The 14,336-nt window shown below is 68.1% G+C and carries 13 protein-coding genes; 9 read left to right on the top strand and 4 right to left on the bottom strand.

The features are described 5' to 3' along the window. Nucleotides 1-15: 15 nt before the first annotated feature. Complete coding sequence (locus tag ACFYXF_RS23640; protein ID WP_389352056.1) at nucleotides 16-795, top strand: SDR family NAD(P)-dependent oxidoreductase; 780 nt, start codon at nucleotides 16-18, stop codon at nucleotides 793-795. Further along, nucleotides 795-980: a hypothetical protein gene (locus ACFYXF_RS23635; protein WP_389352055.1), complete on the top strand. Its 186-nt coding sequence runs from the start codon at nucleotides 795-797 to the stop codon at nucleotides 978-980. Before ACFYXF_RS23640 ends, ACFYXF_RS23635 begins: the two co-directional genes overlap by 1 nt. Before the next feature lie 6 nt (nucleotides 981-986). Here the strand turns inward: ACFYXF_RS23635 and ACFYXF_RS23630 are convergent, their stop codons facing one another. Together ACFYXF_RS23630 and ACFYXF_RS23625 are read right to left on the bottom strand one after the other, a co-directional pair. Further along, entirely contained in the window at nucleotides 987-2,228 is a 1,242-nt protein-coding gene (locus ACFYXF_RS23630) for a cytochrome P450 (RefSeq protein WP_389352054.1), read from the bottom strand. Between the two features lie 154 nt (nucleotides 2,229-2,382). After that, a complete protein-coding gene (locus ACFYXF_RS23625; RefSeq protein ID WP_389352646.1) occupies nucleotides 2,383-3,576 on the bottom strand; it encodes an RtcB family protein in 1,194 nt (397 codons plus the stop codon). 234 nt (nucleotides 3,577-3,810) lie between these two features. Between ACFYXF_RS23625 and ACFYXF_RS23620 the strand changes: the two genes are divergently transcribed. The 3 genes from ACFYXF_RS23620 (at nucleotide 3,811) to ACFYXF_RS23610 (ending at nucleotide 7,211) form a co-directional block, all read left to right on the top strand. Next, a complete protein-coding gene (locus ACFYXF_RS23620) occupies nucleotides 3,811-4,635 on the top strand; it encodes a DUF3558 domain-containing protein (RefSeq protein ID WP_389352644.1) in 825 nt (274 codons plus the stop codon). Between the two features lie 151 nt (nucleotides 4,636-4,786). Further along, entirely contained in the window at nucleotides 4,787-5,713 is a 927-nt protein-coding gene (locus ACFYXF_RS23615; RefSeq protein WP_389352052.1) for a DUF3558 domain-containing protein, read from the top strand. A gap of 79 nt (nucleotides 5,714-5,792) precedes the next feature. Continuing rightward, on the top strand, nucleotides 5,793-7,211 hold the full coding sequence (locus ACFYXF_RS23610) for a DUF2637 domain-containing protein (protein ID WP_389352050.1): 1,419 nt from the start codon (nucleotides 5,793-5,795) through the stop codon (nucleotides 7,209-7,211). A gap of 78 nt (nucleotides 7,212-7,289) precedes the next feature. Here ACFYXF_RS23610 and lysS read toward each other — a convergent pair whose 3' ends face one another. Continuing rightward, entirely contained in the window at nucleotides 7,290-9,041 is a 1,752-nt protein-coding gene (lysS, locus tag ACFYXF_RS23605; RefSeq protein WP_389352048.1) for a lysine--tRNA ligase, read from the bottom strand. 295 nt (nucleotides 9,042-9,336) lie between these two features. Here lysS and argS point away from each other — a divergent pair, with 295 nt between their 5' ends. Then, entirely contained in the window at nucleotides 9,337-11,121 is a 1,785-nt protein-coding gene (argS, locus tag ACFYXF_RS23600; RefSeq protein ID WP_389352046.1) for an arginine--tRNA ligase, read from the top strand. Between the two features lie 91 nt (nucleotides 11,122-11,212). Here the strand turns inward: argS and ACFYXF_RS23595 are convergent, their stop codons facing one another. Then, nucleotides 11,213-11,671 carry a peptidoglycan-binding protein gene (locus ACFYXF_RS23595; RefSeq protein ID WP_389352044.1) on the bottom strand — a complete coding sequence of 153 codons (459 nt, stop codon included), beginning with the start codon at nucleotides 11,669-11,671 and terminating at the stop codon, nucleotides 11,213-11,215. A 293-nt stretch (nucleotides 11,672-11,964) separates the two neighbouring features. Here ACFYXF_RS23595 and ACFYXF_RS23590 point away from each other — a divergent pair, with 293 nt between their 5' ends. From ACFYXF_RS23590 to ACFYXF_RS23580, 3 genes are all read left to right on the top strand, one after another. Further along, nucleotides 11,965-12,771 carry a peptidoglycan-binding protein gene (locus ACFYXF_RS23590; RefSeq protein ID WP_389352042.1) on the top strand — a complete coding sequence of 269 codons (807 nt, stop codon included), beginning with the start codon at nucleotides 11,965-11,967 and terminating at the stop codon, nucleotides 12,769-12,771. A gap of 20 nt (nucleotides 12,772-12,791) precedes the next feature. Further along, the gene (locus tag ACFYXF_RS23585; RefSeq protein WP_389352040.1) at nucleotides 12,792-13,640 is read left to right on the top strand and encodes a helix-turn-helix domain-containing protein; all 849 of its coding nucleotides are present in this window, start codon (nucleotides 12,792-12,794) and stop codon (nucleotides 13,638-13,640) included. Between the two features lie 66 nt (nucleotides 13,641-13,706). Then, nucleotides 13,707-14,264 (top strand): hypothetical protein, encoded by a 558-nt coding sequence (locus ACFYXF_RS23580; RefSeq protein WP_389352038.1) that lies wholly within the window; start codon nucleotides 13,707-13,709, stop codon nucleotides 14,262-14,264. The last annotated feature ends 72 nt before the right edge of the window (nucleotides 14,265-14,336 follow it).

Below are 14,336 nucleotides of genomic sequence, written 5' to 3'. Positions count from 1 at the left end.
TTGAGGAGCAGTCCCATGGCAACCGCCGCCGCCCCGTCCGCCGCCTCCCGCATCGCCGTGGTCACTGGCGCGAGCAGCGGAATCGGTGCCGCGACGGCCCGCCGGCTCGCCGCGGCCGGCTACCGGGTCGTCCTGACGGCCCGCCGCAAGGACCGGATCGAGGCGCTGGCCGAGGAGATCAACGCGACCGGCGGCCAGGCGACGGCGTACCCGCTGGACGTCACCGACCGCACGGCGGTGGACGAGTTCGCGAGCGCCTTCAAGACGATCGGCGTCCTGATCAACAACGCGGGCGGCGCGCTCGGCGCGGACCCGGTGGCCACCGGCGACCCGGCCGACTGGCGCCAGATGTACGAGACGAACGTCATCGGCACCCTCAACCTCACCCAGGCCCTGCTCCCCGCCCTGACGGCGAGCGGCGACGGCACGATCGTGATCGTCTCCTCCACGGCGGGCCACGGCACGTACGAGGGAGGCGGAGGCTACGTGGCCGCGAAGCACGGCGCCCACGTCCTGGCGGAGACCCTGCGCCTGGAGATCGTCGGCACCCCGGTCCGGGTGATCGAGATCGCGCCGGGCATGGTGAAGACGGACGAGTTCGCGCTGACCCGTTTCTCCGGCGACCCCGAGAAGGCGGCGAAGGTCTACGAGGGCGTGGCCGAACCCCTCACGGCGGACGACGTGGCCGACACGATCACCTGGACGGTGACCCGCCCGAGCCACGTCAACGTCGACCTGCTGGTCCTGCGCCCCCGCGCGCAGGCGTCCAACACGAAGGTCCACCGGGACGTGTGATGACGGAGCCGACGGAAGACGCAGAGGACACGGCCGCCAGGGCCAGGGACCGGGAGCAGGAACAACAGCTCCTGGCCCTGGAGAAACAGCGCGAACGCTACGTCTGGTACTACCTCGCGTACTTCCTCTTCGGCATCCACCTGGTGGCGTTCGTGATGATCTACGCGGTGAAGCACGCGAAGTAGTGCCGGTTACCAGGTGACGGGCAGCTCATACACCCCGTAGACGATGCCGTCGTCCTTGAAGGGAATCTTCTCCAGCTCGGCGGCCAGCCGCAGTTCAGGAATACGGCGGAACAACGTGCCGTAGACCACCTGGAGTTCGAGCCGGGCGAGCGGCTGCCCGAGGCACTGATGAATACCGAACCCGAAGGCCATGTGACGGCGTGCGTCGCGGGTGACGTCCAGCTTCTCGGGCTCCGGAAAGAGACCGGCGTCCCAATTCCCGGTAGCACCAGGGATGATGACACCTTCCCCGGCCCGCACAAGCTGCCCACCAACCTCCAGATCCTCCAGCGCCAGGCGCCGTTGGCCGTTGTGGACCACCGTGAGGTAGCGCAGCATCTCGTCCGCGGCACTGGCGAGAACCTTCGGATCATCGGTGTCACGCACGATCGCAAGCTGGTCGGGATGCTCCAGAAAGGCCAGAACCCCCAGCGCAATCATGTTGGCGCTGGTCTCATGCCCGGCGCCAAGCAGCAACTGCCCCAACATGACCGCTTCCTGCCGGGTGAGATCCCCGGCCTGGAACCGCGCCCCCAACTCGGAGAGCATGTCGTCGGCGGGTTCGGCGATCTTCCGGTCCAACTGCCGGTCCAGATACTGGAAAAGAGCCCCACTGGCGGCCCGCACGGCTTCCGGAGTCACGTCCCGACGCAGCCCGACCTTGCTGTTGCTCTGGAAGAAGTCGTGGTCGTCATAAGGAACCCCGAGCAGCTCACAGATCACGAGCGAGGGCAGCGGAAGCGCAAGCGCCTCGACGAGGTCGACAGGCTTCGGCCCGGCCAGCATCTTGTCGATGAGCTCGTCCGTCATCCGCTGAATAGCAGGCCGCAACGCCTCGATCCGCTTGATGGCGAAGGGGGCGGTCACCATGCGCCGGATACGGGCATGATCGGGATCGTCCATATTCAGGAACGACGGCGGCGTCTTGGCCGCAACTTCCCGAAACGCCTCGTTGAGATACGGAAACCCGGCCCGGGTCGTATCGACACTGAGCCGCTGATCACCGTAGAGGGCCCGCTGATCCTCGTACCGGGTGACAAGCCAGTGCGTACTCCCGTCCCACAGCCGCACTTTGGACACGGGCTCGTCGGCATCCCGCTGCCGCAACGCCGGGGGCGGATCGAAGGGACAGGCGGAATCGCGGGGCATGGGAAACTCGGCGATTTCCTCAACAGCCTGACGATCAAGGGGACTTAAGGGGCTCGTCACGACGCAGACGCTCCTCGTGGTGGGGGGACAAGGACGTGCGCCGCCATGGAATCGCGGCTTCCTGACAATCCCCGGACAGGAACCTGACAGCATGCGTCACATGACCGAGGTCACACCGACGTCATGCCGAACAGGCCCTGCCCGCCCCTGGCACTCAACCCTTCACGCAAACGACCTGCTTCAGCTTCGCCACGACCTCCACGAGGTCCCGCTGCTGGTCGATGACCTGCTCGATCGGCTTGTACGCACCCGGGATCTCGTCCACGACACCGGAGTCCTTACGGCACTCCACGCCCCGTGTCTGCTCCTCCAGGTCCTTCGTCGAGAAGCGCCGCTTCGCCGCGCTGCGGCTCATACGCCGACCGGCGCCGTGGGACGCCGAGTTGAAGGCCTTCTCGTTGCCGAGGCCCTTCACGATGTACGAACCGGTGCCCATCGAGCCCGGGATGATGCCGTACTCACCAGCCCTGGCGCTGATCGCCCCCTTGCGCGTGACGAGCAGGTCCATGCCCTCGTAGCGCTCGCGGCTCACGTAGTTGTGGTGGCAGCTCACCTCGGGTTCGAAGGTCACCCCGGCCTTCTTGAACTCCTTGCGGATCACGTCCTTGAAGAGGGCCATCATGATCGACCGGTTGTACTTGGCGTACTCCTGAGCCCAGTAGAGGTCGTTCTGGTAGGCCGTCATCTGCGGGGTGTCCGCGATGAAGACGGCGAGGTCGCGGTCGATCAGCCCCTGGTTGTGCGGGAGCTTCTGGGCCGCACCAATGTGGTGATCGGCCAGCTCCTTACCGATGTTCCGGGAACCGGAATGGAGCATGAGCCAGACCGAACCCTGATCACTTATGCAAATTTCTGCAAAATGATTCCCGGATCCGAGCGTTCCCATCTGCTTTTCAGCCCGATCGTGACGGAATTTGACCGCTTCGGCCACCCCATCGAACCGCCCCCAGAAGTCGTCCCACCCCCCAGTAGCGAACCCATGCAGCCGCCCCGGATCAACAGGACTGTCATGCATCCCCCGACCCACCGGAATAGCCTGCTCCACCTTCGACCGCAGCCGCGACAGATCCCCCGGCAGATCGTTCGCCGTCAGCGAGGTCTTGACGGCGGACATGCCGCAGCCGATGTCGACCCCCACCGCCGCAGGACACACAGCCCCCTGCATCGCGATGACCGACCCGACCGTCGCCCCCTTGCCGAAGTGGACGTCCGGCATGACCGCCAGGCCCTTGATCCACGGCAGGGTCGCCACGTTCCGCAGCTGCTGCATCGCGACGTCCTCGACCGACGCCGGGTCGGTCCACATCCGGATGGGAACCTTCGCACCCGGCACTTCTACGTACGACATAACGTCCTCATCCCCCAGAAATCTGACAAAAGTCTGTAATCGCAAAACCGGCGCCAAGGTCAACGAAAAGGGATGCCGGACCGGCGGTCACGGTGGTGCGTGCGATACACATTGTCTGCCGGTGACGCCCCTGTGCGGCAAGCGATTAACCAGCGGGGACACTGGTACCGGCACCGCCCCACAAAGATCGTTCACATGGTTCATGCAGTTCAGATCGTCGAGAGGAAACCGACCGTGCAGCGGAAGGCGTACGTACCCGGTGTCGCCGTGCTCCTCGCGGCGCTGCTGGCCGGCTGCACCGGCGGCTCGGGCAGCGACGACACCGCCGAGGACGCCAAGCCCGGCGACACCGGCACCACGACCGCCGCGGCCCAGCCCGGCCGGTACGACACGCTCCCCGAGCCCTGCAGCGCGGTCAGCCACGACACCCTCGACTCGCTGCTGCCCGGCATCACGCAGCTCACGGACGAGGAGCAGAAGGAGCAGGCGTACGAGGGCGAGTCGACGCTCACCTACAACACGGACCGCAAGGTCGGCTGCCGCTGGAAGGTGGAGTCCACGGACGCCACCGACCATCTCCTCGTCGATTTCGAGCGGGTCGTGTCGTACGACAACTCCGTGAGCGACGACAGCCAGGCGACGGACCTCTTCGCGACCAAGGTCGTGGCCGCCGATCTGCCGGAGCCCATCGCCTCCATCTCCGCCACCCCCACCGAGTCCGCGTCCGCGTCCCCGTCCGAGTCCGCGTCCCCTTCCTCCTCCGCCACCTCCACCGACACTGCCTCCGCATCGGCCTCCCCTGACGCCGAATCCGCCGCCGCCCTCCAGCCCCGCCTCCTCGACGGTCTCGGCGACGAGGCGTTCCTCGACGACGAGCTGAGCACCGCCGGTTCAACGGCCCAGCAGCGCACGGTGACTGTGGCGTTCCGCACGTCCAACGTCATCGTGACCATCGAGTACGTCGAGCAGCCGGCGACCCTCGGCACCGTGCCGGACAGCAAGGAAATGCAGGACAGGGCGCGGAAACTGGCCTCCCAGCTCGCCGGCGCGTTCGACTGAGCGGCGCCCCGGGACCCCTCCCGGCGGCCCTCCGCAAAGGGAGTGAAGCCAGGCAACGCGCGCCCCTCACCGCGTACCGTGGCCCCTCGGACCCGATCCGACCGCAGGAACCGAGAGCCGCAGGAACCACAGCGCGATGAGTGAAGGAACCATGCACCGACCCGCACAGCGAGACCAGCGAGAACTGCGAGACGACCAGTTCGGCCGGACCGCCACCGTGACGCCGAAGCGGCTGCACCGCGCCCTCGCCGCCCTGGCCGCCGTCCCCGTCCTGCTCCTCGTAGGCGTGGGCTGCTCCTCCGACTCGGGATCCGACTCCGGGTCGGCCGGCTCCGCCGACAACGCGGCGAAGGACACGGACACCACCGGTGCGGGCGAGACGGTGAGCGCGTCTCCGACCGTGCAGGCGGCGGCGTACCAGAAGATTCCGGAGCCGTGTGCGGCGCTGACGACGAAGACGCTGAAGGAACTCGTCCCGAAGGGTGTGAAGTCGGGCAAGGAGGGTTCCTCCAACGACACGTCGACGCGCGGCAGTTGCTCCTGGACGAGCCTCACCAACAACGGTGTGAAGGGCTCCCAGTTCCGCTGGCTGAACGTGTCCCTGCTGCGCTTCGAGTCGAACGCGACGCGCGGTTCGGGCGACGAACTGGCGCAGGCGTACTACGAGACACAGGTGGACGACGCCCAGTCGGTGTCGGGGGCGAAGAACGTCTCCTCGGAGCCGGTGGCCGGGACGGGCGACGACGCGACGTCGGTGCGCTACGACCTGAAGAAGAAGGAAGGCGCCTTCCGGCAGCAGACGGTGGTCGTCCGGGTCGAGAACGTCGTCGTGACCCTCGACTACAACGGCGCCGGTCTCGCGGGCGAGAAGACGCCGAGCGCCGAGAGCCTGTCGAAGGCCGCGGTGAAGGCGGTCAAGGAAGCCGTCGCGAAGGTGTCGTCGACGAACGGGGACGCGGCCACCTCCGCTCCCTCCAACTCCCCTTCTTCCCCGGCGAGTTCGTCTGCGAAGCCGAGCGCGTCCCCGTCGAAGTCGGCCTCCGCCTCACCTTCCTCTTCGGCAACGAAGAAGAACTGACTTTGTCTCCGCAATACGTACGCCGCACACATGTGCCACCCTGTTGCGCGCAACAGCACGCACAGGGAGGGGAGTACGGGTGTCCGCGCCAATCCAACTGACACGAACGCACCGGGTGCTCATCGGAGTGGTCGTGTTCGGCGCCGTGATCATCGCCGCGATCGGCTTCGCGGGATCGTACGCGGCCGTCCGTGAACTGGCGATCCAGAAGGGCTTCGGGAACTTCAGCTACGTCTTCCCGATCGGCATCGACGCGGGCATCTGCGTCCTGCTCGCCCTCGACCTTCTCCTCACCTGGATCCGCATCCCGTTCCCGCTGCTCCGGCAGACGGCGTGGCTGCTGACGATGGCGACGATCGCGTTCAACGGCGCGGCGGCCTGGCCCGACCCGCTGGGCGTCGGCATGCACGCCGTCATCCCGGTGCTGTTCGTGGTCGCGGTCGAGGCGGCCCGGCATGCCATCGGCCGCATGGCGGACATCACGGCCGACAAGCACATGGAGGGCGTCCGCCTCACCCGCTGGCTCCTCTCCCCCCTCCCCACCTTCCTCCTCTGGCGCCGGATGAAGCTGTGGGAGCTGCGCTCCTACGACCAGGTGATCAAGCTGGAGCAGGAACGTCTCGTCTACCAGGCCCGCCTGCACGCCCGCTTCGGCCGGGCCTGGCGCCGCAAGGCCCCGGTGGAGTCCCTGATGCCCCTGCGTCTGGCCCGCTACGGCGTCCCCCTCGCGGAGACGGCCCCCTCGGGCCTGGCGGCGGCGGGCATCGAACCGGCCCTGCTGCCACCGGCCCCGGCCCCGCAGCCGGAACTGGAGCCCGCCACCGCGAAGGCGGTCGCGCCTCCCGCCGTACAGAACGGCACCGCGCAGAACAACGCCGTACAGAACAACGCGGCGCCCGCCCAGGAGCAGCAGCAGCGTCCCGCTCCCGAAGGCGGCGAACTCCCCCAGGAACTGGACTACGCCGAGCCCCAGAATCCATGGCTCCAGATGCGGGACCCCCGGGCCATCGCGTATCAGGGCGGGTACGACCCGACCTACGACCCGGCCAACGACCCCGCGTACATCCAGTGGATGGAGGAGCAGCAGCAGGCCGAGCAGTACGAGGCCCAGCGGCAGTTCGAGGCGCAGCGGCAGCAGTACGAGGAGCGAGTGCGGTTCGAGCAGCAGGCGTTCCCGCAGCAGTTCGAGGAACCGCCGGCCTCCGCGCAGGAGGCTCCGGAGCCGTCCCCGGAGGACACCGGTACCTTCCCGATCCCGGCCGGTCCTGGCCGTACCCGTGAGATGGGTGCGGGCGGTGGTCCGCCGGAGCCGACGGAGGAGGACTTCTACCTGGTCTTCAAGAAGTCGATAGACGGCAGCTATCCGACCTCGGGCCAGTTCAGGGGCGACGTGGAGGCGACGTACGGCACGAAGCTCCCGCAGCGCGAGGCCGACCGCATGGTCAACCGTTTCACCAACCGCCACACGGCGGAACTCCAGGAAGACCACATCGCGTAGTACCAAGTTCCCTTGTACGACGGAACGGGGCGCCCGGCACAAGCCGAGCGCCCCTTCTCACGCACAGGTACGCAGGCCCTACTCCCCGAGGAGAAGCCGCACCCGCTCCTGTCCCACCGCGAGGAGCAGCGTGGGCAGCCGGGGACCGGTGTCCCGCCCGACGAGCAGGTGGTAGAGCAGGGCGAAGAAGGTCCGCTGGGCGACCTTGATCTCGGCGGGGAGTTCCTTGGCCGTGGCATCGGCGGGGAACCCGGCCTGGACCTTGGGCACGCCGTAGACGAGATGCGTAAGCCCATCAAGGGACCAGTTGTCGGCGAGCCCGTCGACGAGGAGCCGCAGCGACTGCCGCCCCTGCTCGTCGAGGGACTTGATCAACTCACTGTCGGGCTCGCCCCGTACGACGGTCCGCTGGTCGGCCGGAACCTGCGTGTTGATCCAGGCCTCGGCCTTGTCGAGCCGAGGCCGAACGACATCCAGCGAGGTAAGCGGATCGGAAGGATCGAGCTCGCTCAGGATCCGCAGCGTCTGATCTTCGGCACCGGCGGTGATGTCGGCGACGGAGGCCAGCGTCCGGTACGGCAACGGCCGTGCCGTACGCGGCAGTTCGCCCTCGGCGGTACGCACCGCACGTGCGTGCGCGGCGACGTCGGCCGGCAGCGCGGTGCCGTCGGCGACCTTGGCGTCGAGCTTGTCCCACTCGTCGTACAGCCGCTGGATCTCCTGGTCGAAGGCGATCTTGAACGACTGGTTGGGCCGCCGCCGGGCGTACAGCCAGCGCAGGATCTGCGGCTCCATGATCTTCAGCGCGTCACCGGGCGTGGGCACGCCGCCCTTGCTGCTGGACATCTTGGCCATGCCGCTGATGCCCACGAAGGCGTACATGGGCCCGATGGGCTGCTTGCCACCGAAAACCTGCCCGACGATCTGCCCACCGACCTGGAACGAGGAACCAGGAGACGAGTGATCAACACCGGAGGGCTCGAAGACGACCCCCTCGTAAGCCCACCGCATGGGCCAGTCGACCTTCCAGACGAGCTTGCCGCGGTTGAACTCGCTGAGCAGGACGGTCTCGGAGAACCCGCAGGCGGTGCAGGTGTAGGTCAGCTCGGTGGTGTCGTCGTCATAGGCGGTGACGGTGGTGAGGTCCTTGCCGCACCCACCGCAGAAGGGCTTGTACGGGAAGTACCCGGCGGACCCGGAACTCCCGTCGTCCTCACCGGCGGCGCCGGACCCTTCGGCGGCGTCGAGCTCGGCGGCGTCGAGGGCCTTCTGGGACTGCTGAGGCTTCTTGGCGGGGGCCTTCTTGGTCCGATACTGATCAAGGATGGCGTCGATGTCCCCCCGGTGCTTCATGGCATGCAGAATCTGCGCGCGATAGGCACCGGAGGTGTACTGAGCGGTCTGACTGATCCCGTCGAACTCGACACCGAGCTGAGCGAGGGCGTCGACCATGGCGGCCTTGAAGTGCTCGGCCCAGTTGGGGTGGGCGGACCCCTGGGGAGCAGGTACGGAGGTCAAGGGCCGCCCGATGTGCTCAGCCCACGAAGCATCGACCCCCTCCACCCCGTTGGGCACCTTGCGGTAGCGGTCGTAGTCGTCCCAGGAGATGAGATGCCGGACTTCGCGCCCCCGCCGCCGGATCTCGTCGGCGACAAGATGCGGGGTCATGACCTCGCGGAGATTCCCCAGGTGAATGGGCCCGGAGGGCGAGAGCCCCGACGCGACGACGACGGGTTTGCCGGGGGCTCGACGCTCCGACTCCTCGATGACCTCATCCGCGAAACGGGAGACCCAGTCGGTGGTCTCGGTGCTCTGAGCCACGATCGGCACGTCCTCTTTTTCTAAGAGTTCCTCAAGATCAGCCGGTACGGTCGACGGCTGACAGCCCCATTCTCCCAGGTCCCCCCAGAACCACGAAAACGCCTTTCCGGGACCCCCTCCAGCCCGTCCGGCGTTTGAGGACAAGGGGGGTCTGGGGGCGCAGCCCCCAGAAGGATGGGACGGGTAGGGGCGGCGGGGGCGAAACCAAACACACCACGCACCCGCGCGCAAGAAAACCCCTTTACCCCCCATGGGATACTGGCCCCATCCACCCGTACCCCCCAGGAGAACGGCACCCACTCCCATGGCCCCGGTCAAGTCCCTCACCGCCACCGTCCACCAGCGCCTCGCGGACGCCCTCACGGCAACCCTGCCGGAGGCCCCCGCGGACCCGCTGCTGCGACGCAGCGACCGTGCGGACTTCCAGGCGAACGGCATCCTCGCCCTCGCCAAGAAGGCCAAGGCGAACCCCCGCGACCTGGCGACCCAGGTCGTCGCCAACGTCGTGTCCGGCGACGTGATCAAGGACATCGAGGTCTCCGGCCCCGGCTTCCTGAACATCACCCTCACCGACAAGGCGATCATCGAGAACCTGGCGGCCAGGGCCGCGGACCCGGACGCCCGTCTCGGCGTACCGCTCGCCGCCCACCCGGGCACGACGGTCATCGACTACGCCCAGCCGAACGTGGCGAAGGAGATGCACGTAGGCCACCTCCGCTCCGCGGTGATCGGCGACGCGGTGGCCCAACTCCTGGAGTTCACGGGCGAGAACGTGATCCGCAGGCACCACATCGGCGACTGGGGAACGCAGTTCGGCATGCTCATCCAGTACCTGGACGAGCACCCGCACGAGCTGGACCACAAGACAACCACCACGGACACCGAGGCGACCGGCGAGGAGGCGATGTCGAACCTCGACCGCCTCTACAAGGCGGCACGCAAACTCTTCGACTCCGACGAGGAGTTCAAGACGAGGGCACGCCTCCGGGTGGTCGACCTCCAGGCCGGCGACCCCGCGACGCTCGCGACGTGGCAGCGGTTCGTCGACGAGTCGAAGATCTACTTCTTCTCGGTCTTCGAGAAGCTGGACATGGTCATCCAGGACGCGGACATCGTCGGCGAGTCGGGCTACAACGACATGCTGGACGAGACGTGCCGCCTCCTGGAGGAGTCCGGGGTTGCGGTCCGCTCGGAGGGCGCCCTGTGCGTGTTCTTCGACGACATCAAGGGCCCGGAGGGCAACCCGGTCCCGCTGATCGTCCGTAAGACCGACGGCGGCTACGGCTACGCGGCGACGGACCTCTCGGCGATCCGGGACCGCGTCTTCAACCTGAAGGCGAACAACCTGATCTACGTGGTCGACGCGCGTCAGTCCCTGCACTTCAAGATGGTGTTCGAGACCGCGCGCAGGGCGGGCTGGCTGAACGACGAGGACGTGAAGGCGTACCAGCTGGCGTTCGGCACGGTCCTCGGCAAGGACGGCAAGCCGTTCAAGACGCGTGAGGGCGAGACGGTCAAACTCGTCGACCTGCTGGACGAGGCGGTGGACCGCGCGACGACGGTCGTACGGGAGAAGGACACGCAGGCCCAGCTCTCGGACGCCGAGGTCGCCGAGCGCGGCGCCCAGGTGGGCATCGGCGCGGTGAAGTACGCGGACCTGTCGACGTCGGCGAACCGGGACTACAAGTTCGACCTGGACCAGATGGTCTCGCTGAACGGCGACACGAGCGTGTACCTCCAGTACGCGTACGCCCGTATCCAGTCGATCCTGCGCAAGGCCGGCGAGGTACACCCGAAGCCGCACCCGGAACTCGAACTGGCCGACGCGGAGCGGGCGTTGGCCCTGCACGTGGACGGGTTCGCGGAGACGGTGGCGGACTCGGCGACGGAGTACGCGCCGCACAAGCTGGCGGCGTACCTGTACCAGTTGGCGTCCCTGTTCACGACGTTCTACGACAAGTGCCCGGTGATCAAGCCGGCACCACCGCAGAACATCGCTGAGAACCGCCTGTTCCTGTCCGACATGACGGCGAAGACGCTCCACCAGGGCATGGCCCTGCTGGGCATCAGGACGCCCGAGCGGCTCTGAGGCGGCTTGGCAGAAACGCGCGCGGCCCGTCCTCTCCCCCGGGGAGGACGGGCCGCGGCGTCTTTACCGTGGGCGGTCTGTCAAGGGCCGCTCAGCAGGCGGGGCAGGCATTGGCCATCCGCTTGAACGCGGCCCTGGTCCCCGATCCGGCGTCCCCGTCGATCGCGCCCGTGTAGCCGTAGTACTCCTTGAGGTACTTCTGCAGCGCCTTGATCGTGTTGGGTCCGACGATCCCGTCGATGGGGCCCGGATAACCCCAGTTCAGGAGCCAGCGCTGGATCGCCTTCCAGCTCTCGGTGCCGAGCAGCCCGTCGATCGCGCCTGTGTAGCCCCACTTGTCCTTGGCCACCCGCTGGATCTTCTTGGCCTCCTCGCTCGTCAGGCCGAGGTTGTTCACCGCGAGGACGGAGACGTCCTGGGCGCTCACCGCGGTGGTGGCGGCCGGCGGGGACGCCGCGAAGCTGGTACCCGCGGCCGCCACTGTTCCGGCCGCGAGCCCGAGGACGGCGGTGAGGCTGATGGCGGTCCTCGCCAAGATGTTCGATCGCATGCTTCCCCCTTGGGGTCGTACGGCGGCTCGGTCGTGCCGCCGGTCTGGCAACACGAGAATGGCCAGTGGGCGGCAAGGGTCGCCACGGTTGCCGCGAAAGTGACGGCTTGCCGGGACGCCCCACCCGCTGACCTGCGGGGACGCCGTCCGCCGGGACGGCCCCGCGGGACGCCCGCGACGGGCGGGTGGCCGGTTCCGTACCCGTGCGGGAACCACCTTCCGGTGGGGGCCGTCGACCCTGTTGCAGAATGCGAAGCGAGTACGTGAGTACGCGATACGCGAGTAGGGGGAACATGCCGCGCTGGAAGGAGCTGCCGGCCGAACTGGATCCCCGAGTCCGCCAGTTGGTGATGCGATTACGCCGGCTGAAGGACCGCAGCGGGCTGAGCATGCGGCAGTTGGCCGTGAAGACCGGGTACAGCGAGAAGTCGTGGGAGCGGTACCTGAACGGCAGATCGCTGCCGCCCGGGGAAGCCGTCGAGGCGATGGCCAGAACCTGCGGCGACGACACGACCAGGCTGCTCGCGCTGCACGAGGTGGCGACGGAGGCGTGGAGCACCAGACGCGCGGATTCGCCCGCACAGGAGAAGCAGGAAGCACACGGGACACCGGAGACCCTGGAGCTGGGGCCCCGGCCGCAGGACGGTCCGCTGCGCACCACGCTCGTGGCGGGAGCGGTGGCCCTGGTCCTGATCGCCTCCGCGTCGGCCCTCGCGGTCGTACGACTCCAGGACGGCGACGGCAGCGCGACGGCGTCCCACCGCGCCTCGCCCACCATCACGGCTTCGGCGTCGGTGTCGGCGTCGGTGATCACGTACACCTGCCGGATGGAGCGGATCGGCGGCCGCTGGTACTCGGGCAACAGCCGCACCCAGGACGTGATCCTGGCCGCCGGCCAGGCGGGCCCCGAAGTCGCCGAGGCACAGTGCCTGTTGCGCCGGGCGGGCATACCGCCCGGCGAGATCGACGGCATCTTCGGCCCGTTGACGCAGCGGGCGGTCGAACGCATCCAGAGACGGGACGAGTTGGTCGTCGACGGCATCATCGGCCCGCACACCTGGGGGGCTCTGCGGCGCGACGCGGGAGCCACTGCGAGATGAGCGGGACGACACCGGGCCCGATGCCATCGCCACCACCTTCCCCCTCACCGGAACGCACCCGACTGGCCGCCACGCTGAGGGAGTTGAAGGACCGCACGGGCCTGAGCCTGGCGGGCCTGGCGGAACGGACCACGTACAGCAAGTCGTCCTGGGACCGCTATCTCAACGGCAAGGCACTCCCCCCACGCCAGGCGGTCCAGGAGCTGTGCGCCCTCGCCCGCGAACCGGAGGGCCGATGCCTGGCGCTGTGGGAGATCGCGGAGTCGGAGTGGAGCCTGCGGGCGGCGGACGCACCGAGCACGACGACACCACCACCGCCTCGTCCTCCGCCTCCGGTGGAGGACACACGCACACGTACCGATACCGGTCACCGCCGTACGACGATCAGGGCAGCGCTCGTGTCGGCATGCGCCGCGATGGCCGGAATCGTGGCAGCCGCCGTACTGCTGCCAGGACCGGACAACAACGAACCACAGACATCGTCCTCTCCTGCCTCAGCTCCCGCCTCTCCCGCCGCCGCCCGTTGCCGGGGAGCCGCCTGTGAGGGCCAGGACCCGTGGAACATGAACTGCGGCAGTCCCCCCGAGACTCTCCTGGAGCACCGCACGGCAACCGGGGCCTGGATGTCGGTGCGCTACGACAAGCAGTGCGGGGCCAGTTGGGCCCGGACCTGGCACACGAGCGTCGGCGACCGCATCGAGGTGACCGCGGGCGGCGCCACCTACAGCGCCGAGATCAAGGACGACATCGACGCGAAGAACTACGTCTACACGGCCATGACAGCGACCCGCCCGGGTACGACCGTCCGCGTCTGCTTCGAACCCGCGACGAACGGCGAGCGGGAGTGCGTCGACAGCCGCGTGCCCTAGGGCCCGTCGTTTCGAGCACCCTCTAAACCCGTATACATACCCCCCAGGGGTACGTACGTTGAAGCCATGACGAAACTCTCCGAGCACTGGCCGATCCTCGCCGGCATCGCGGCGGCCGCCCTGATCGGGCTCGACATGTCCGAGGGCATCGACGCGGCCCCCGCCCTCGCCGCCTCCGCGCTCGTCTACTTCGGCGCGGCGGCCTTCCGGAAACCGTCCGCCGTATGGCCGTTGTTCTTCGGCTCGGTCGTCGTCATCTTCGCCACCGAGTTACTCGGCGGAGGCGACGTGGACCCGACATGGGTGATCCTGGCGCTGGCCGTCCCGCTCCTGGTGTACGGCCTGCTGCTGGGCCGCCGAAACCCCGACACCCCACCCCCGTACGGCGGTTGGCCGTACCACCTGATCGCCATGGCGGCGTTCGGCGCAGCGGCAGCGACAGCCCTGGGCGTGACGGAGACGGTGGGCGCGTACTTCGTGGCGGGCGGTCTGCTGGCCCACGCGGCGTGGGACGCGTACCACTACCGGATCAACAAGGTCGTGACACGCTCGCTCGCCGAGTTCTGCCTGGTCCTCGACACCATCGTGGCGGCGGTCATCGTGATGGTGACGGTGACGGACTGAACGCCTCGCGGATCGACAGGCCCCACAACACCAAAGGCCGCCCGGAACGAACCGGGCGGCCAGGGCACGGGG

Source organism: Streptomyces sp. NPDC002680 (assembly GCF_042889145.1).
Taxonomy (GTDB): Bacteria; Actinomycetota; Actinomycetes; order Streptomycetales; family Streptomycetaceae; genus Streptomyces; species Streptomyces adonidis.
The sequence above is the reverse complement of the archived record's forward strand: the minus strand, read 5'-3'. Positions and strand labels throughout refer to the sequence as shown.

Excerpts from the sequence above, each read along its gene's own strand:
- ACFYXF_RS23585 (WP_389352040.1), top strand. The coding sequence starts at position 12,792 with ATGCCATCGCCACCACCTTCCCCCTCACCGGAACGCACCCGACTGGCC.
- ACFYXF_RS23635 (WP_389352055.1), top strand. The coding sequence starts at position 795 with ATGACGGAGCCGACGGAAGACGCAGAGGACACGGCCGCCAGGGCCAGG.
- argS (WP_389352046.1), top strand. The coding sequence starts at position 9,337 with ATGGCCCCGGTCAAGTCCCTCACCGCCACCGTCCACCAGCGCCTCGCG.
- ACFYXF_RS23640 (WP_389352056.1), top strand. The coding sequence starts at position 16 with ATGGCAACCGCCGCCGCCCCGTCCGCCGCCTCCCGCATCGCCGTGGTC.
- ACFYXF_RS23615 (WP_389352052.1), top strand. The coding sequence starts at position 4,787 with ATGCACCGACCCGCACAGCGAGACCAGCGAGAACTGCGAGACGACCAG.
- ACFYXF_RS23595 (WP_389352044.1), bottom strand. The coding sequence starts at position 11,671 with ATGCGATCGAACATCTTGGCGAGGACCGCCATCAGCCTCACCGCCGTC.
- ACFYXF_RS23580 (WP_389352038.1), top strand. The coding sequence starts at position 13,707 with ATGACGAAACTCTCCGAGCACTGGCCGATCCTCGCCGGCATCGCGGCG.
- ACFYXF_RS23590 (WP_389352042.1), top strand. The coding sequence starts at position 11,965 with ATGCCGCGCTGGAAGGAGCTGCCGGCCGAACTGGATCCCCGAGTCCGC.
- ACFYXF_RS23625 (WP_389352646.1), bottom strand. The coding sequence starts at position 3,576 with ATGTCGTACGTAGAAGTGCCGGGTGCGAAGGTTCCCATCCGGATGTGG.